This window comes from Pseudomonas sp. GW458-11-26-14-LB4 (assembly GCF_059423925.1).
In genome coordinates, this window is record NZ_JBWKYU010000031.1 from 1 (window position 1) to 17534 (window position 17534).

16 protein-coding genes are annotated in these 17534 nt (G+C 61.3%); 12 read left to right on the plus strand and 4 right to left on the minus strand.

Going from position 1 to position 17534, the window contains the following annotated elements; genetic code table 11:
- Positions 1 to 182 precede the first annotated feature (182 nt).
- Entirely contained in the window at positions 183 to 1676 is a 1494-nt protein-coding gene (locus tag AC07XZ_RS27860; protein ID WP_102688491.1) for a CoA-acylating methylmalonate-semialdehyde dehydrogenase, read from the minus strand.
- Between the two features lie 76 nt (positions 1677 to 1752).
- Complete coding sequence (gene aptA, locus AC07XZ_RS27865) at positions 1753 to 3102, minus strand: omega-aminotransferase AptA (protein ID WP_102688492.1); 1350 nt, start codon at positions 3100 to 3102, stop codon at positions 1753 to 1755.
- A gap of 139 nt (positions 3103 to 3241) precedes the next feature.
- Between aptA and AC07XZ_RS27870 the strand changes: the two genes are divergently transcribed.
- The 6 genes from AC07XZ_RS27870 (at position 3242) to AC07XZ_RS27895 (ending at position 9630) form a co-directional block, all read left to right on the plus strand.
- Entirely contained in the window at positions 3242 to 4162 is a 921-nt protein-coding gene (locus tag AC07XZ_RS27870) for a LysR family transcriptional regulator (protein ID WP_102688493.1), read from the plus strand.
- 94 nt (positions 4163 to 4256) lie between these two features.
- Positions 4257 to 4907 (plus strand): TetR/AcrR family transcriptional regulator, encoded by a 651-nt coding sequence (locus AC07XZ_RS27875; RefSeq protein ID WP_102688494.1) that lies wholly within the window; start codon positions 4257 to 4259, stop codon positions 4905 to 4907.
- A gap of 8 nt (positions 4908 to 4915) precedes the next feature.
- Positions 4916 to 5497 carry an IMPACT family protein gene (locus AC07XZ_RS27880; RefSeq protein ID WP_102688495.1) on the plus strand — a complete coding sequence of 194 codons (582 nt, stop codon included), beginning with the start codon at positions 4916 to 4918 and terminating at the stop codon, positions 5495 to 5497.
- A 537-nt stretch (positions 5498 to 6034) separates the two neighbouring features.
- Positions 6035 to 7585: an ABC transporter ATP-binding protein gene (locus tag AC07XZ_RS27885; RefSeq protein ID WP_102688496.1), complete on the plus strand. Its 1551-nt coding sequence runs from the start codon at positions 6035 to 6037 to the stop codon at positions 7583 to 7585.
- A gap of 12 nt (positions 7586 to 7597) precedes the next feature.
- Complete coding sequence (locus tag AC07XZ_RS27890; protein WP_102688497.1) at positions 7598 to 8704, plus strand: ABC transporter permease; 1107 nt, start codon at positions 7598 to 7600, stop codon at positions 8702 to 8704.
- Complete coding sequence (locus AC07XZ_RS27895) at positions 8704 to 9630, plus strand: ABC transporter permease (protein WP_102688498.1); 927 nt, start codon at positions 8704 to 8706, stop codon at positions 9628 to 9630. The genes AC07XZ_RS27890 and AC07XZ_RS27895 overlap by 1 nt, the downstream gene beginning before the upstream one ends.
- On the opposite strand, the gene AC07XZ_RS27900 is transcribed toward AC07XZ_RS27895, so the two are convergent.
- Complete coding sequence (locus AC07XZ_RS27900; protein ID WP_074689713.1) at positions 9627 to 10043, minus strand: hypothetical protein; 417 nt, start codon at positions 10041 to 10043, stop codon at positions 9627 to 9629. The two genes, AC07XZ_RS27895 and AC07XZ_RS27900, sit on opposite strands and share 4 nt — an antisense overlap.
- Positions 10044 to 10126: 83 nt before the next feature.
- Here AC07XZ_RS27900 and AC07XZ_RS27905 point away from each other — a divergent pair, with 83 nt between their 5' ends.
- The 3 genes from AC07XZ_RS27905 (at position 10127) to AC07XZ_RS27915 (ending at position 12743) form a co-directional block, all read left to right on the plus strand.
- On the plus strand, positions 10127 to 10477 hold the full coding sequence (locus tag AC07XZ_RS27905) for a MerR family transcriptional regulator (RefSeq protein WP_011332318.1): 351 nt from the start codon (positions 10127 to 10129) through the stop codon (positions 10475 to 10477).
- A 27-nt stretch (positions 10478 to 10504) separates the two neighbouring features.
- The gene (locus AC07XZ_RS27910; RefSeq protein WP_064379301.1) at positions 10505 to 11200 is read left to right on the plus strand and encodes an SDR family oxidoreductase; all 696 of its coding nucleotides are present in this window, start codon (positions 10505 to 10507) and stop codon (positions 11198 to 11200) included.
- Between the two features lie 184 nt (positions 11201 to 11384).
- Positions 11385 to 12743, plus strand: a complete 1359-nt coding sequence (locus AC07XZ_RS27915; RefSeq protein ID WP_102688499.1) for an 8-oxoguanine deaminase — start codon at positions 11385 to 11387, stop codon at positions 12741 to 12743.
- A 137-nt stretch (positions 12744 to 12880) separates the two neighbouring features.
- Here AC07XZ_RS27915 and AC07XZ_RS27920 read toward each other — a convergent pair whose 3' ends face one another.
- Positions 12881 to 13972, minus strand: a complete 1092-nt coding sequence (locus AC07XZ_RS27920) for a calcium:cation antiporter (RefSeq protein ID WP_102688501.1) — start codon at positions 13970 to 13972, stop codon at positions 12881 to 12883.
- A gap of 287 nt (positions 13973 to 14259) precedes the next feature.
- On the opposite strand from AC07XZ_RS27920, the gene AC07XZ_RS27925 reads away from it, so the two are divergent.
- The 3 genes from AC07XZ_RS27925 (at position 14260) to AC07XZ_RS27935 (ending at position 17495) form a co-directional block, all read left to right on the plus strand.
- A complete protein-coding gene (locus AC07XZ_RS27925) occupies positions 14260 to 15333 on the plus strand; it encodes a BMP family ABC transporter substrate-binding protein (protein ID WP_011332314.1) in 1074 nt (357 codons plus the stop codon).
- Between the two features lie 162 nt (positions 15334 to 15495).
- Positions 15496 to 16461: an isopenicillin N synthase family dioxygenase gene (locus AC07XZ_RS27930; RefSeq protein WP_102688502.1), complete on the plus strand. Its 966-nt coding sequence runs from the start codon at positions 15496 to 15498 to the stop codon at positions 16459 to 16461.
- A gap of 80 nt (positions 16462 to 16541) precedes the next feature.
- Positions 16542 to 17495, plus strand: a complete 954-nt coding sequence (locus AC07XZ_RS27935) for an adenosine deaminase (protein ID WP_102688503.1) — start codon at positions 16542 to 16544, stop codon at positions 17493 to 17495.
- Positions 17496 to 17534 lie beyond the last annotated feature (39 nt).

A 17534-nucleotide genomic window follows, 5' to 3' on the forward strand; every position in this document is an offset into this window, starting at 1 on the left:
TACTTAACTCATTGAATCTCAAGGAGTTTTCCGTTTCGACTGCGCCGGAAGTGGGGCGAATTATAGAGACTCAGAATTTGCCGTCAACCCTTATTTTCATAAATCTGTCATATCGGTCAAAAAAGCCCCGAAACGCGAAGGCCGACCTTAAAAGGTCGGCCTTCGTTGCACTGCCCTTCTACTTACAAGCTAGGGAAAGCGAATTGCGAAGCCTCATGGCTCGCACGCTGCGGCCAGCGCTGGGTGATCGCCTTGCGACGGGTATAGAAGCGCACACCATCCGGACCATAGGCATGCAGATCGCCGAACAGCGAACGCTTCCAACCACCGAAGCTGTGGTAAGCCACTGGCACCGGCAATGGAACGTTGACGCCGACCATGCCGACTTCGATCTCGTCGCAGAACAGACGCGCCGCTTCACCGTCACGGGTGAAGATGCAAGTGCCGTTGCCGTATTCGTGATCGTTGATCAGTTGCATCGCCTCTTCCAGGCTGTTCACCCGGACGACGCACAGCACCGGCCCGAAGATCTCTTCTTTATAGATGCGCATCTCAGGCGTGACGTTGTCGAACAGGCAGCCACCCAGGAAGAAGCCTTCTTCATGACCGGCAACGCTCAGACCACGACCGTCGACCACCAGGGTCGCGCCCGCTGCCACGCCGTCTTCCACATAACCGCTGACCTTGTCGCGCGCCTGACCGGTGACCAGCGGCCCCATGTCCAGACCGCAAGAAGTGCCGGCACCGATTTTCAGCGCCTTGATCTGTGGAACCAGTTTGGCCACCAGTGCGTCCGCCACCTGATCGCCCACACACACGGCCACCGAGATCGCCATGCAGCGTTCGCCGCAGGAACCGTAAGCCGCGCCCATCAGTGCGCTGACCGCGTTGTCCAGATCCGCATCCGGCATCAGCACCGCGTGGTTCTTCGCGCCGCCCAGTGCCTGAACGCGCTTACCGCGCTTGGTGCCTTCGGAATAGATGTACTCGGCAATCGGGGTCGAGCCCACGAAGCTCAGCGCTTTGACTTCCGGCGCTTCGATCAGCGCGTCCACCGCAGTCTTGTCACCGTGCACCACGCTCAGCACACCTTTCGGCAGGCCGGCTTCCAGCAGCAACTGAGCGATCAGCAGGGTCGAGCTCGGATCACGCTCGGACGGCTTGAGGATAAAGCAGTTGCCGCAGACGATCGCCAGCGGATACATCCACAGCGGCACCATCGCCGGGAAGTTGAACGGGGTGATACCGGCCACCACGCCCAGCGGCTGGAAGTCCGACCACGCATCGATGTTCGGGCCGACGTTGCGGCTGTACTCGCCCTTGAGGATTTCCGGCGCTGCGCAGGCGAACTCGACGTTCTCGATACCACGCTTCAGTTCACCGGCAGCGTCTTCCAGGGTCTTGCCGTGTTCTTCGCTGATCAATTGCGAGATACGTGCTTCGTTCTGCTCCAGCAATTGCTTGAAGCGGAACATCACCTGAGCACGTTTGGCCGGTGGCGTGTTACGCCAGGCCGGGAACGCAGCCTTGGCGGCATCGATGGCGTGCTGGATGGTTTCGCGAGTCGCCAGCGGCAGTTTGTGGATAGCCTGACCGGTAGACGGGTTGAACACATCGACCGCGCGACCGTTCTCGGTCACCAGTTCGCCATTGATCAAATGCGGGATAACGCTCATCGGGGAACTCCTGAATTCTTGTGCACAGACGCCCGCAAGGGCGCCTGCTATTGGCGTATCTATATAGAAGGAAAAATCAGTCGAGCTTGTTCAGCACTTCGCCGACCGCGTCGAACAGACGATCAAGGTCCTGCGGCTTGCTGTTGAAGGTTGGGCCGAACTGCAGGGTGTCGCCGCCGAAGCGCACGTAGAACCCGGCTTTCCACAACGCCATACCGGCTTCGAACGGACGCACGATAGCGTCGCCGTCACGGCCCGCAATCTGGATCGCACCGGCCAGACCGAAGTTACGAATGTCGATGACGTTCTTCGCGCCTTTCAGACCATGCAGGGCATTTTCGAAATGCGGTGCGACGTCGGCCACGCTCTGCACCAGGTTTTCCTTTTGCAGCAGGTCGAGTGCCGCGAGACCTGCGGCGCAAGCCACCGGGTGCGCCGAGTAGGTGTAGCCGTGCGGGAATTCCACGGCGTATTCCGGGGTCGGCTGGTTCATGAAGGTCTGGTAGATCTCGGAGCTGGCAATCACCGCGCCCATCGGGATCGCGCCGTTGGTGACTTGCTTGGCGATGCACATCAGGTCCGGGGTCACGCCGAACGTGGTGGCGCCGAACATGGTGCCGGTACGGCCGAACCCGGTAATCACTTCGTCGAATACCAGCAGGATGTTGTGCTGGTCGCAGATTTCACGCAGACGCTTGAGGTAGCCCTGTGGCGGAACCAGCACGCCAGCGGAACCGGCCATCGGCTCAACGAACACCGCTGCGATGTTCGACGCATCGTGCAGTTCGATCAGCTTCAGCAGCTCATCGGCCAGGGCGATACCGCCCTGCTCCGGCATGCCACGGGAGAACGCATTGCTCGCCAGCAAAGTGTGCGGCAGGTGATCGACATCCATCATCGCCTGACCGAACAGCTTGCGGTTGCCGTTGACGCCGCCGAGGCTGGTGCCGGCGATGTTCACACCGTGGTAGCCACGGGCGCGGCCGATCATCTTGGTCTTGGTCGACTGGCCTTTGAGGCGCCAGTAAGCGCGGACCATTTTCACCGCGGTATCGGCGCATTCGGAACCGGAGTCAGTGAAGAACACGTGGTTCAGGTTACCCGGGGTCAGATCGGTGATTTTCTCCGCCAGCTGGAACGACAGCGGGTGGCCGTACTGGAAGCCCGGCGAGTAATCGAGGGTGCCCAACTGCTTGGCCACCGCTTCCTGGATTTCCTTGCGGGTATGCCCGGCGCCGCAGGTCCACAGACCGGACAGCGAGTCGTACACCTTGCGGCCCTTGTCGTCGATCAGCCAGCTGCCTTCGGCACCAACGATCAGACGCGGGTCGCGCTGGAAGTTGCGGTTGGCGGTGTACGGCATCCAGTGCGCGTCCAGCTTCAGTTGACTGGCCAGTGGCGACGGCGCGTTTTCAGGCATGTTCATCGGGCAAAACCTCGCAGGGCAATAAGCTTCAGAGAGATAGAAAGCGTTGTTGCAGCTAAATTGCCACGCGGATAAAGTCGGTGAAATTCAACTCTTCTAACCTTCAGTTAGAACTCTGCTAAACAATGAGAACATCAGCATGAGCAGCCGCCGCCCCGATCCACTGGCCCAGGTCAGTGACTTTGATATTCGCCTGCTGCGGATTTTTCGCAGCGTGGTGGAGTGCGGCGGCTTCTCGGCGGCGGAAACCGTGCTCGGCATCGGTCGCTCGGCGATCAGCCAACAGATGAGCGATCTGGAGCAACGCCTGGGCCTGCGTCTGTGCCAGCGCGGGCGCGCCGGTTTCTCCCTGACCGAAGAAGGTCGCGAGGTCTATCAGTCGGCGTTGCAGCTTTTAAGTGCGCTGGAAAGTTTCCGCACCGAGGTCAACGGCCTGCACCAGCACTTGCGCGGCGAGTTGATCATCGGCCTGACCGACAACCTCGTCACCCTGCCCCACATGCGCATCACCCACGCATTGGCCCAATTGAAGGAACGCGGGCCGGACGTGCAGATCCAGATCCGCATGATCGCTCCCAACGAAGTCGAACAAGGCGTACTCGACGGACGCTTGCACGTCGGCGTAGTGCCGCAGGCCAGTGCGTTGTCGGGACTGGAATACCAGCCGCTGTACAGCGAACGTTCGCTTCTCTACTGCGCAGTTGGTCATCCGCTGTTTTACGTCGACGATAAACAGTTGGATGAAGAGCGCCTCAACAGTCAGGACGCCATCGCCCCGACCTTCCGCTTGCCGGCGGAGATCCAGGCGCACTATCAAGCCCTCAATTGCACCGCCAGCGCTTCCGACCGTGAAGGCATGGCGTTCCTGATTCTGACCGGACGCTACATCGGCTACCTGCCGGATCACTACGCCAGTCTCTGGGTACAACAAGGTCGCTTGCGTGCGCTCAAGGCCAGTACCCGCTTCTATGATTTGAGCCTGGCCTCGGTCACCCGCAAGGGCCGTCGCCCTCATCTGGTACTGGAAAGTTTTCTCGAAAGCCTGGCCGCCACTCGCTGACGACCGGGTTTTATGCGCCCGGGGCTTGTCCCGCGCCGGTGGTTGCGCTATCAACGCAACTGGTTGCACCCCACAGACCAACCCGGAAGTGCCTATGACCTTTGAAGTCCCCGCTCACGGCGGCAAACCTGCCAGCCGCATTCGTCAGAAGAATGAAGAGACCATCATCAAAGCCGCCGAAGACGAGTTCGCCCGTCACGGGTACAAAGGCACGAGCATGAACACCATCGCCACCAAGGCCGGACTGCCCAAGGCGAATCTGCATTACTACTTCAGCAACAAGCTCGGGTTGTACGTGGCGGTGCTGAGCAACATCCTTCAATTGTGGGACAGCACCTTCAACTCCCTCACGGCCGAGGACGATCCGGCCGAAGCGCTGACCCGCTACATCCGCGCGAAAATGGAATTCTCCCGTCGCCAGCCGCAAGCGTCGCGGATCTTCGCGATGGAAGTGATCAGCGGCGGCGAATGCCTGACCGAATATTTCAACCAGGATTACCGCGCCTGGTTCCAGGGCCGCGCCGGCGTTTTCCAGGCCTGGATCGACGCGGGCAAAATGGATCCGGTCGACCCGGTGCACCTGATCTTCCTGTTGTGGGGCAGCACCCAGCATTACGCCGACTTCGCCACCCAGATCTGCCGGGTGACCGGTCGCAGCAAGTTGACCAAACAGGATATGGAAGACGCCGGCAACAATCTGATCCGCATCATTCTCAAAGGCTGCGGCCTCACTGCTTCTATATAAGTCGTTTTATGCCATTCACCCTCAGCGGCTTTTGCGAGTTCCGCGAAGAAATCCGCAAAAGCCGTTTCATCACCTTCGCTGCGCCGATCGGCAGCCCCGCTGAGGCGCAAGCCTTCATCGAGCAGCACAGCGACTTGAACGCTTCGCACAATTGCTGGGCGTGGAAACTCGGCGATCAGTACCGCAGCAACGACGACGGCGAACCCGGCGGCACTGCCGGTCGGCCGATTCTCGCGGCCATCGAGGCGCAGGACTGCGATCAGGTCGCGGTGCTGGTGATCCGTTGGTACGGCGGCATTCAACTGGGCACCGGCGGTCTGGCCCGGGCCTATGGCGGCGGCGCCAACAAATGTCTGCAAGCCGCGCCGAAGATCGAGTTGATCAGTCGCGTGCCCGTGCGTTGCGCCTGCGCTTTCAGTGAACTGGCGCTGGTGAAGCTGCGGGTCGCGGATCTGGGTGGATTGGTGATCGAAGAAAACTTCACCGCCAATGGTGTCGAGCTGCAACTGGCCGTGGGCGAAGCGCACATCGAGCTGTTGCAGAATCAGTTGGCCGATCTGAGTCGTGGGCGAATCCTGCTGCAGCGTTGAAGCCCCGCCATGTTTTAGGGCACAAGCCGATTTGCTTATACCCGAGACTTGCCCACATCCGCTGTGCACCCGGCTGTGGATAACCTGAGCACAGGAGGCTGTAACCCTTCTGTCACGTGGCTTTGCGGGATTTGCTCACTTTTCGTCCAATCGCCCATCACAACAAACAATTTCACGTAAAAACAATCGCTTAGCGTCGTTTATCGCCTTTGGAAGAAAGCCCGGCAGTGCTTATGCCCGGGATTTTGTCTTGCGCACAAATACTGTGGAGCAACCTGTGGATAAGCCGTTCATGGCTGGCGCAGTCGCATGTTCTGCATGGCTTCGGCGGGATTGCTCGTTTTTTGATCAGCCCGGTGCGGGCAAAACTGGAGCCTGATCAAAGGCTTTGCCCTCAAGTGGTGCCGCGCAAGACGTCGAATTCATTTCACAGGCTCTACGCCACAGGCTGGCAAACAGCGGTCGTGCAGGTTCCTGACTCAATGGCCAGGAAATTGCTTTATCCACAGGCACAAATCCAAGCGACCCGAGCCTGTCATGCCAAACCCCACATCCATACCGCGCCTGCAACTGCGCCACATCAGCAAACGTTATCCCGGTTGCCTTGCCAATGACGCCATCGACCTGAGCATCGCCCCCGGTGAAATCCACGCGCTGCTCGGTGAAAACGGCGCGGGTAAAAGCACGTTGATGAAGATCATCTACGGCGTCACCCAGGCCGATTCGGGCGAGATGCTGTGGCAGGGTCACCCGGTGAGCATGCGCAACCCGGCCCAGGCGCGGCAGTTGGGCATCGGCATGGTGTTCCAGCATTTCTCGCTGTTCGAGACCCTGAGCGTGGCGCAAAACATCGCGCTGGCGATGGGTGCAGCGGCCGGTTCGCCGAAACAGCTTGAGGCGAAAATCCGTGAAGTGTCGCGCCGATATGGCATGGCGCTGGAACCCCAGCGACTTGTCCACAGCCTGTCGATCGGCGAGCGGCAACGAGTCGAGATCGTTCGTTGCCTGATGCAGGACATTCGCCTGCTGATTCTCGATGAGCCGACCTCGGTGCTCACGCCGCAGGAAGCCGACGAGTTGTTCATCACCCTGCGCCGGCTCGCGGCCGAGGGCTGCAGCATTCTGTTCATCAGCCACAAACTCGGCGAGGTGCGCGCCTTGTGCCACAGCGCCACGGTATTGCGTGGTGGCCGAGTGGCCGGGCATTGCGTACCGGCCGACTGCACTGATCGGCAACTGGCGCAATTGATGGTGGGAGAAGCCGCGACATTGATCGGCGAGTTCACGAAGGTCACCGGTGGCGTGGCGTTCTTGCAGGTCAGTGGATTGAACTGGCACAACCCGGATCCGTTCGGCTGCTCCCTGAGCGACATCGATCTGCAGGTGCGCAGCGGTGAAATCGTCGGCATCGCCGGCGTGGCGGGCAACGGTCAGGACGAGTTACTCGCCTTGCTCAGCGGCGAACAAACGTTGCCCCGCGAATCAGCGGCAACCATCCGTTTCCGAGAACACCCCGTCGCCGATCGGCGCCCGGATGCGCGACGCAAACTCGGCCTGGCGTTCGTCCCCGCCGAACGCCTCGGGCATGGCGCGGTGCCGGACATGAGCCTGGCGGACAACGCCCTGCTCACCGCTTTTCAACAAGGCCTGGTCAGCCACGGCTTGATAGAGCGCGGCAAGGTCGAAACCCTCGCCCGAACGATCATCCAGCGCTTCGGCGTGAAAACCCCGGACACCCAGACCGCCGCCCGCAGCCTGTCCGGCGGCAACCTGCAGAAATTCATCCTCGGCCGGGAAATCCTCCAGCAACCGAAACTGCTGATCGCCGCGCACCCGACCTGGGGCGTGGATGTCGGCGCGGCGGCCACCATCCACCGCGCGCTGATTGCCCTGCGCGATGCCGGGGCGGCGATTCTGGTGATCTCCGAAGACCTCGACGAACTGTTCCAGATCAGCGACCGCCTCGGCGCGCTGTGCGGCGGGCGCCTGTCAGCGTTGCAGGACACGGCGCTGACCCGCCTCAGCGACGTCGGCGGCTGGATGGCCGGCCAGTTCGACACCCCTCAATCACAACCGGCCACGGTTTAACGGAGTTTTCCCATGTTGCTTTCCCTCGAACCCCGTGGCCGGCAGTCGCGCCTGATGCTGTGGTGCTCGCCGGTGCTGGCGGCGGCGCTGACGCTGGTCTGCGGATCTTTGCTGTTCGTCGCCCTTGGCCATGATCCGCTGAAGACTTTGCACACCTTGTTGATCGCCCCGATCAGTGACCTGTACGGCGTCTCCGAGCTGCTGGTCAAAACCCTGCCGATTCTGTTGTGTGCGTTGGGCCTCGCAGTGGCCTATCAGGCGCGGATCTGGAACATCGGCGCCGAAGGCCAATTGCTGCTCGGCGCCCTCGCCGGCAGTGCGCTGGCGGTGAACATCATCGATGTGCAAAGCCGTTGGGCGCTGGTGCTGATCCTGCTGACTGGCACGTTCGCCGGCGCCGCGTGGGCCGGCCTCACCGCCTGGTTGCGCACGCGCTTCAACGCCAACGAAATCCTCACCAGCATCATGCTCAATTACATCGCGCTGAACCTGCTGCTGTTCTGCGTACACGGGCCGCTGAAGGATCCGGCCGGGTTCAACTTTCCCGAGTCGGCAATGTTCAGCGATGCCAGCCGCCTGCCGCTGTTGATGGAGGACGGTCGGGCACACATCGGCGTGTATTTCGCCTTGCTCGCATTGGTCGCGGTGTGGGTATTGCTGCAAAAAAGCTTCGTCGGTTTCCAGATCAAGGTGCTGGGCCTGGACAAGCGTGCGGCAGGTTTTGTCGGGTTTCGCGAGAAACGTCTGATCTGGCTCGCACTGCTGATCAGCGGAGGATTGGCGGGGCTTGCCGGTGTCTGCGAAGTCACCGGGCCGATCGGCCAACTGGTGCCGCAGGTCTCGCCGGGCTACGGCTATGCGGCGATCACTGTGGCGTTTCTCGGGCGGCTCAATCCGATCGGTATTCTGTTTTCCAGCCTGTTGATGGCGCTGCTGTACATCGGTGGCGAGAGCGCACAGATGACGCTGAATCTGCCGCAGGCGATCACTCAGCTGTTCCAGGGAATGATGCTGTTTTTTCTGCTGGCCTGTGACGTGCTGATCCTCTATCGGCCACGCCTGAACCTGCGCTGGGTGCGGCGCACTTCTACCACCGCCGTAACCGCCGGAGCGCTGTGATGGATATCGATCTGCTGAGCAATATTTTCTATGCCATGGTGCGCTGCGGTACGCCATTGCTGTTGGTGGCGCTGGGTGAGCTGATCTGCGAGAAGAGCGGCGTACTCAACCTCGGTCAGGAAGGCATGATGCTGTTTGGCGCGGTGATCGGTTTCATCGTCGCGTTCAACAGTGGCAACCTGTGGCTCGGTGTGGCGCTGGCGATGCTAGCCGGGATGCTGTTGTCATCGCTGTTTGCGCTGGTGGCGCTGGTGTTCAACGCCAATCAGGTGGCAACCGGGCTGGCGCTGACGATTTTTGGCGTGGGCCTGTCGACCTTTGTCGGCGCGGCGTGGGTCGGCAAACCGCTGGCGGGATTCGAGCCGCTGGCGATTCCATTCTTGAGTGAAATCCCGCTGATCGGCCGCATGCTGTTTGCCCAGGACCTGCTGGTTTACCTGTCATTCGCGCTGTTTGCGCTGGTGGCGTGGGTGATCGTGAAAAGCCGTGTCGGGCTGATCGTTCAAGCGGTCGGCGAGAACCCGGATGCGGCCAGTGCCATGGGTTTGCCGGTGCTGACCGTGCGCACACTGGCGGTATTGTTCGGCGGGGCGATGGCCGGACTGGCCGGCGCTTATCTGTCGCTGGCGTACACGCCGATGTGGGCCGAGAACATGACCGCCGGACGCGGCTGGATAGCGCTGGCGCTGGTGGTGTTCGCCAGTTGGCGGGTGTGGCGATTGCTGCTCGGCGCGTATCTGTTCGGACTCGCCAGCATCCTGCACCTGGTGGCGCAGGGGTTGGGGCTGGCGATTCCTTCGAGTCTGCTGGCGATGTTGCCGTACGTCGCGACGATTCTGGTGCTGGTGTTGTTGTCGCGGGATGCGCTGCGTACGCGGTTGTATGCGCCGGTGTCACTGGGGCAGCCGTGGCAGGCCGGGCGCTAAGCCGTTACAGCTCGCGACAGCGGCCGGACCGGCAACGCCTGAGCGATGCCCCACGCCACTTCGAGAACCAGGAAACCCACCACCAACGAGCTGGCGCCGTGGGCCAGGGCATACGTCATCCACGCGGCGAACAGAAACCGCGTCACCGCGTCATAGCGCCCATAAACCGGCTGCGGATCACGAATCCGCAGCACCGCCCACATACACACCACCGAACCGAACAAATTGGCTATCAACAGGTGCGCAGGTTCGAACGGCGGCAGCTCGCCGGGCAGCTCCAGCGCCTGACTGAGCGCCGTCAGCAACCCATGCAACACAGCAAAACTCCACGGCGTGACAAACGCCGCCGTCACGATCAAGTCATACCAGGCGCTGCCGCGCACCACCTGCCGATACTGCGTTGAAGTCCACATCATCCTTGCTCCGAAAATTCAGGGAGCAACTACGGTAAAGCCTGGAGTATGCTCCAGGGTCAAACACTTTCGAGACCTGCAAGATGCGCATCGGTGAGTTAGCCCAGGCCTGCGATGTCAGCCGTGACACGCTGCGTTTTTACGAGGAGCGCGGATTGATCGCGGCGCAACGCAGCGCCAACGGTTATCGCGACTATCCGCCGGAGATGGTGCAACTGGTGCTCTATATCAAAACGGCGCAACGTCTGGGCTTTACCCTTGGCGAGATTGGCAACAGCGTTGGCGCGTTGTGGCACTCGCCAAACCCCGACACCACCGTCACGCAACTGCTGCAAGACAAACTCAAGCTGGTCGAAACCCGCATGGCCGAGCTCGGTGAGTTGCGCCAGGAATTGCAGCATCGGCTCGGTCAACGCTGTCCATTGAACCCGTGATCTTTCAACTTTCAAGGAAAGCCAATCATGTCCGCACTTAATCCTGCCAAGCACGCATTGATCATCGGCGCCTCCCGGGGCCTGGGCCTGGGTCTGGTGAAAACCCTGCTGGCCGACGGCTGGCAAGTCACCGCCACGGTTCGCAATCCTTCCAACGCCGAGGCTCTCGAAGCACTGGGCAACGTGCAAATCGAAAAACTCGACATGGACGACCAGCAAGCGGTGATCGCCCTGAGCCAGAAGCTCAAGGGCGAGACCTTTGACCTGCTGTTCGTCAACGCCGGGGTCAAAGGCCCTGACGTGCAAACTCCGGGCGGCGCGACGCTGGCGGAAGTCGGTCAGTTGTTCTTCACCAACGCGGTGGCACCGATCAATCTGGCCCAGCGCTTTGTCGGGCAGATCCGCGACGGCAGCGGCGTGCTGGCGTTCATGAGTTCGGTGCTCGGCAGTGTGACCATGCCCGACGCGCCGGAACTGGCGCTGTACAAGGCCAGCAAGGCGGCGCTGAACTCGATGACCAACAGCTTCGTCACGCAGTTGGGCGAGCAGAAACTCACGGTGCTGTCGCTGCATCCGGGCTGGGTGAAAACCGACATGGGCGGCGAAGGTGCCGACATCGACGTGGAGACCAGCACCCGTGGCCTGGTGGATCAGGTGGACGCGTTTGCCGGCAAGGGCGGCCATCATTTCGTGAACTACAAGGGTGAAACCATTCCCTGGTAATCACTGAACCCTGTGGGGGGCTTGCCCCCGCAGGGTTATCCCGGTGTCTGGTCGGGTCGGGCTTGCCCGTCGCAACATTTTGTTCGAAACTCCGCACCTCGCCCCTCGCGGCGACCCTGGATCAGCAGACAGGGCAACACTGAGCTGGCAACCCTGAACCCCACTTTCAGAGGAGCCGGCCACAATGCCTGCGACCCGTACCTGGTTAAAAAATCCCCTCGCCATTTTCACGGCCAACGGTCTCGATGCCCGTGGCGGTCTGGTGCTGCAAGACGGTGTGATCACCGAAGTGCTCGGCGCCGGCCAGCAACCTTCCGCCCCATGCAATGAAGTGTTCGACGCCCGTGAACACGTGATCCTGCCGGGCCTGATCAACACCCATCACCACTTCTATCAGACCCTGACCCGCGCCTGGGCGCCGGTGGTCAATCAGCCGTTGTTCCCGTGGCTGAAAACCCTCTACCCGGTGTGGGCGCGCCTGACGCCTGAAAAACTCGCCCTCGCCACCAAAGTCGCGCTGGCCGAGTTGCTGTTGTCGGGTTGCACCACCGCCGCCGACCACCATTACCTGTTCCCGGATGGTCTGGAAAACGCCATCGACGTGCAAGTCGAAACCGTGCGCGAACTGGGCATGCGCGCGATGCTCACCCGCGGTTCGATGAGCCTCGGCGAGAAGGACGGCGGCCTGCCTCCGCAGCAGACCGTGCAGGAAGGCCAGGTGATTCTCGACGACAGCCAGCGGCTGATTCACGAGTACCACGAACGTGGCGACGGCGCGCAAATCCAGATCGCCCTGGCACCGTGCTCGCCGTTCTCGGTGACCCCGGAAATCATGTCCGCCAGCGCCGAACTGGCGAACAAACTTGATGTGCGTCTGCACACCCACCTCGCCGAAACCCTCGACGAAGAAGACTTCTGCCTGCAACGCTTCGGCCTGCGCACCGTGGATTATCTGGACAGCGTCGGCTGGCTCGGCCCGCGCACGTGGCTGGCCCACGGCATACACTTCAACCCCGACGAAATCGCCCGTCTCGGCGCGGCGGGCACCGGTATCTGCCATTGCCCGAGCTCGAACATGCGTCTGGCGTCCGGCATCTGCCCGAGCATCGAACTGACCGATGCCGGCGCGTTGTTCGGTATCGGTGTGGATGGTTCGGCGTCCAACGATGCGTCGAACATGATCCTCGAAGCGCGTCAGGCTCTGTACATCCAGCGCCTGCGCTATGGCGCCGAAAAGATCACTCCGGAACGTGTGCTGGGCTGGGCGACCAAGGGTTCGGCGAGCCTGTTGGGCCGTACCGATATCGGTGAACTGGCGGTGGGCAAGCAGGCGGATCTGGCGTTGTTCAAGCTCGATGAGCTGCGTTTCTCCGGCAGCCATGACCCGATCTCGGCGCTGCTGTTGTGCGGCGCAGACCGCGCGGATCGAGTGATGGTCGGCGGCAAGTGGCGCGTGGTTGACGGGCAGGTTGAAGGGCTGGATCTCAAAGGCCTGATTGCCGATCACAGCCAGGCGGCTCGGCAGTTGATTGCCGGCACCTGATCTCCCCCCTCTGATCGTTCCCACGCTCCGCGTGGGAATGCATAACGGGACGCTCTGCGTTCCAGCGTTGGACGCGGAGCGTCCCTTGCGGCATTCCCACGCAGAGCGTGGGAACGATCTGTCGGTGCTGGTCGCTCTCAGAGGCCCAGCAGCGACAACATGATGAACGTCGCAAACAGCACAAAGTGCGTCATGCCCTCAATGGCATTGGTCTCGCCGTCATTGAGGTTGATCGCACTGACGATCAGCGTGATAAAGATCATCACCGTCTGCACCGGCGTCATCGCCATCTGAAACGGCTGCCCCGTGTAGAGCGCCATCGCTTCCATCACCGGCACCGTCAGGATCACCGTCGATAACGAAGCACCCATCGCAATGTTGACCACCGACTGCATGCGGTTGGCCAACGCCGCGCGCAACGCGGTCAGAATCTCCGGCGCCGCCGAAATCGCCGCCACCAGAATCGCCGTGATCACCGGCGGTGCGCCCGTCCCTTCCAGGCCCAGATCGAGGGTCTTGGACATCACCTCGGCCAGTGCGCCGATCACCACCACACCGAACACCAGAATGCCGATCGACAGCGCCAGGCTGACCGGTTTCGGCTCTTCTTCCACGGGCTCTTTCTTGCGGCGTTTGTCCGGGTAGCTGTAGCTGAAAAAGTAGCTGTGCGGCCCGACCTGCATGCGCAAAAACAACGCATAAAGCACCACCATCGCGCCGATGGTGAACGCCGAATAGATTTTCCAGTTGGCCTCGGGGATGAACTCCGGCACCACCATCGACACGCCCATGGCAGTGAGGATCATCACGCTGTAACTGCGGGCCGAATCATCGTTGTATGACTGCTCGCCATGCTTGATCCCGCCCATCAGCGCGGCGAGGCCGAGGATGCCGTTGATGTCGAGCATCACCGCCGAATAGATCGTGTCGCGCACCAGCGTCGGCGAGGCTTCGTTGCTCATCATGATCGCCAGGATCACCACTTCCACCAGCACGGCGGCGAGGGTCAGGATCATCGTGCCGTACGGGTCGCCGACTTTTTCCGCGAGCAATTCGGCTTGATGGGCGACGCGCATCGAGGCGGCGACGATGAACGCGATCAGCACCAGCCCGGCCGTCAGCGCGACGATCTGGCCGCTGTGCAGCAGCCAGTGCTCCAGCGGATACGCAACACAGGTGGCAATGACGGCCAACAGCAGAAAGCTTTCTTGCTTGAGGATGGTGAACATGACGGGCCTTTTTGCCGAAGAGTGCGAATGAGCTACTGACTGCGGGGCGGCGCTAACGTTTCGTTACACCTTAGCGCACCAGTGGATGGCGTCCTTGTACGGACATGCACTTTTTTCGGCCCGGCCGGCCTCATCGCGAGCAGGCTCGCTCCCACTGATCAACGTGTTGCCACATGGGAGCGAGCTTGCTCGCAAAGGCCCCGCCGCGATTTCGACTCGATTTGTTGTCCGCTTGGTCAGTCTTTTGCATTGCCCTCCCCACACACAACAAAAGGGAGTTCGCGTTCATGCAAAAACGTCCACTGCAAACACTGCTGTGCATCGCCATGGGCCTTGGCCTCAGCCTGAGCGCCAGTGCCGCCGATCCACTGAAAGTCGGTTTCGTCTACATCGGCCCCATCGGCGACCACGGCTGGACGTATCAGCATGAACAGGGGCGCAAGGCGCTGGCGGAAAAACTCGGCACGCAGATCACCACCAACTACGTGGAAAACGTCGCCGAAGGCGCCGATGCCGAGCGGGTGATCCGCAACATGGCCAAGGACAATTACGACCTGATCTTCACCACCTCTTTCGGCTACATGAACCCAACGGTGAAAGTCGCCAAACAGTTTCCCAAGGTGACCTTCGAACACGCCACCGGCTACAAGCAGGACAAGAACCTCGGCACCTATCTCGCGCGCACCTACGAGGGCCGTTACGTCGGTGGCTTCCTCGCGGCGAAGATGACCAAGACCAAAAAGATCGGTTACGTCGCCTCGTTCCCGATCCCCGAAGTGATCCGCGACATCAACGCCATCCAGCTGGCCTTGAACAAGTACAACCCCGGCACCGAGATCAAAGTGGTATGGGTCAACTCGTGGTTCGATCCCGGCAAAGAGGCCGATGCCGCCAACGCGCTGATCGATCAGGGCGTGGACGTGGTGTTCCAGCACACCGACAGCCCGGCGCCGATCCAGGCCGCCGAGCGACGTGGTGTGTATGCCGTGGGCTACGCTTCAGACATGGCGCACTTCGGGCCGAAAGCGGTGCTGACCTCGATCGTCAACGACTGGGCGCCGCACTACATTCAGGCGACCCAGAGCGTGATCGACCACAACTGGAAATCCCAGGACTACTGGGGCGGTTTGAAGGAGGGCACGGTCGAACTGCCGATCAGCGATCTGGTGCCGGCACCGGTGAAGGCCGAAGCCGAGCAGATCATCGCCGACATCAAGAGCGGCGCCCTGCAACCGTTCACCGGGCCGATCAAGGATCAGGCCGGCGTCGAGAAAATCCCGGCGGGGGTCAGCGCCACCAACGCCGAACTGGCGTCGATGAACTACTACGTCGAAGGCATGAAGGCCGAGATGCCGAAGTAAATTCCAACATCTACCCTGTGATCGTTCCCACGCTCCGCGTGGGAATGCAGCCCGGGACGCTCCGCGTCCCTGCCGAAAGCGGACGCGGAGCGTCCATTGAGGCATTCCCACGCAGACGGTTCGACGCCTCGACGTGGGAACGATCATTAAAGAGCATTCGAAATGAACCAACTTCCGATCATCGACATCTCGCCACTTTACTCCGACGACCAGAACGCCTGGCCCGCCGTCGCCGAACAGATCGACCACGCCTGCCGCGAATGGGGCTTTTTCTACATCAAGGGTCACCCGATTTCTGCGCAGCGCATTGCATCCCTGCTCGCTCACGCCCGGCGCTTCTTTGCATTGCCGACCGCGGAAAAGCTCAAGATCGACATCACCCGGACCGTCCATCATCGCGGCTACGGCGCCATCGCTACCGAACAACTCGACCCGGACAAACCCAGCGACCTCAAGGAAACCTTCGACATGGGCCTGCACCTGCCGGCCGATCATCCCGAGGTGCTGGCGGAAAAACCGTTGCGAGGCCCCAACCGTCATCCGGCGATTCCCGGTTGGGAAACACTGATGGAGCAGCACTACCTCGACATGCAGGCCCTCGCGCAAACCCTGCTGCGGGCCATGACGTTAGCGCTGGGCATCGAGCGCGACTTCTTCGACACACGCTTTAACGAACCGGTCAGCGTGCTGCGGATGATCCATTACCCGCCGCGCCACACCGCCAGTTCCGCCGAGCAGCAAGGGGCCGGCGCGCACACCGATTACGGCTGCATCACGCTGCTCTATCAGGACACGGCCGGCGGCTTGCAGGTGAAAAACGTCAAAGGCCAGTGGATCGACGCACCGCCCATCGACGGCACGTTCGTGGTCAACCTTGGCGACATGATGGCGCGCTGGAGCAACGACCGTTATCGCTCGACCCCGCACCGGGTCATCAGCCCGCTCGGCGTGGATCGCTACTCGATGCCGTTCTTCGCCGAACCGCACCCGGACACCCGCATCGAGTGCCTGCCCGGTTGCCAGGACGCACACCATCCGGCGAAATATCCGACCACCACCTGCGCCGAATTCCTGCTGTCGCGCTTCGCCGATACCTACGCCTATCGCCGGGAGCAAGAAGCGGTGTGATGGATCGGTTGGTCAGGTTTTGCCAATTGTTTCGGCGGGCATCTGTAGAATGCCGTCATTGCACCTGATGAGAAAAGAATATGTACGACTGGCTCAACGCCCTGCCCAAGGCCGAACTGCACCTGCACCTCGAAGGCTCGCTGGAGCCCGAACTGCTGTTCGCCCTGGCCGAACGCAACAATATCGCCCTGCCGTGGAGCGACGTCGAAACCCTGCGCAAGGCTTACGCCTTCAACAATCTGCAGGAATTCCTCGACCTGTATTACCAGGGCGCCGATGTGCTGCGCACCTCCCAGGATTTCTACGACCTGACCTGGGCCTACCTGCTGCGCTGCAAAGAGCAGAACGTGATCCACACCGAACCGTTCTTCGATCCGCAGACCCACACCGACCGTGGCATCCCATTCGAAGTGGTGCTCAACGGCATCGCCGCCGCGCTGAAGGATGGCGAGCAGCAACTGGGCATCACCAGCGGCTTGATCCTGAGTTTCCTGCGCCACCTGAGCGAAGACGAAGCACAGAAAACCCTCGATCAGGCGCTGCCGTTCCGTGACGCGTTTGTCGCCGTAGGTCTGGACAGTTCCGAAATGGGTCACCCGCCGAGCAAGTTCCAGCGCGTGTTCGATCGTGCCCGTCACGAAGGTTTCCTGACCGTCGCCCACGCTGGCGAAGAAGGTCCGCCGGAGTACATTTGGGAAGCCATCGACCTGCTGAAAATCCAGCGTATCGACCATGGCGTGCGCGCCATCGAAGACGAGCGCCTGATGCAGCGGATCATCGACGAGCAGATCCCGCTGACCGTATGCCCGCTGTCGAACACCAAGCTCTGCGTGTTCGATCACATGTCGCAGCACAACATCCTCGACATGCTCGAGCGTGGCGTGAAGGTCACGGTGAACTCCGATGACCCGGCGTACTTCGGTGGTTACGTGACCGAGAACTTCCACGCGCTGCACACTCACCTGGGCATGACCCAGGATCAGGCCAAGCGCCTGGCGCAGAACAGCCTGGATGCGCGGTTGGTAAAACCGTAACAGCACAAAGCCGTTCGAACACGCCCGTGTTCTAACGGC

Bases quoted from the DNA above. Each gene is read 5' to 3' on its own strand.
- AC07XZ_RS27925 (WP_011332314.1), top strand. From the start codon at position 14,260: ATGCAAAAACGTCCACTGCAAACACTGCTGTGCATCGCCATGGGCCTT.
- AC07XZ_RS27890 (WP_102688497.1), top strand. From the start codon at position 7,598: ATGTTGCTTTCCCTCGAACCCCGTGGCCGGCAGTCGCGCCTGATGCTG.
- AC07XZ_RS27915 (WP_102688499.1), top strand. From the start codon at position 11,385: ATGCCTGCGACCCGTACCTGGTTAAAAAATCCCCTCGCCATTTTCACG.
- AC07XZ_RS27930 (WP_102688502.1), top strand. From the start codon at position 15,496: ATGAACCAACTTCCGATCATCGACATCTCGCCACTTTACTCCGACGAC.
- AC07XZ_RS27920 (WP_102688501.1), bottom strand. From the start codon at position 13,972: ATGTTCACCATCCTCAAGCAAGAAAGCTTTCTGCTGTTGGCCGTCATT.
- AC07XZ_RS27870 (WP_102688493.1), top strand. From the start codon at position 3,242: ATGAGCAGCCGCCGCCCCGATCCACTGGCCCAGGTCAGTGACTTTGAT.
- AC07XZ_RS27860 (WP_102688491.1), bottom strand. From the start codon at position 1,676: ATGAGCGTTATCCCGCATTTGATCAATGGCGAACTGGTGACCGAGAAC.
- AC07XZ_RS27885 (WP_102688496.1), top strand. From the start codon at position 6,035: ATGCCAAACCCCACATCCATACCGCGCCTGCAACTGCGCCACATCAGC.
- AC07XZ_RS27880 (WP_102688495.1), top strand. From the start codon at position 4,916: ATGCCATTCACCCTCAGCGGCTTTTGCGAGTTCCGCGAAGAAATCCGC.
- AC07XZ_RS27875 (WP_102688494.1), top strand. From the start codon at position 4,257: ATGACCTTTGAAGTCCCCGCTCACGGCGGCAAACCTGCCAGCCGCATT.
- AC07XZ_RS27900 (WP_074689713.1), bottom strand. From the start codon at position 10,043: ATGTGGACTTCAACGCAGTATCGGCAGGTGGTGCGCGGCAGCGCCTGG.
- AC07XZ_RS27895 (WP_102688498.1), top strand. From the start codon at position 8,704: ATGGATATCGATCTGCTGAGCAATATTTTCTATGCCATGGTGCGCTGC.
- aptA (WP_102688492.1), bottom strand. From the start codon at position 3,102: ATGAACATGCCTGAAAACGCGCCGTCGCCACTGGCCAGTCAACTGAAG.
- AC07XZ_RS27935 (WP_102688503.1), top strand. From the start codon at position 16,542: ATGTACGACTGGCTCAACGCCCTGCCCAAGGCCGAACTGCACCTGCAC.
- AC07XZ_RS27910 (WP_064379301.1), top strand. From the start codon at position 10,505: ATGTCCGCACTTAATCCTGCCAAGCACGCATTGATCATCGGCGCCTCC.
- AC07XZ_RS27905 (WP_011332318.1), top strand. From the start codon at position 10,127: ATGCGCATCGGTGAGTTAGCCCAGGCCTGCGATGTCAGCCGTGACACG.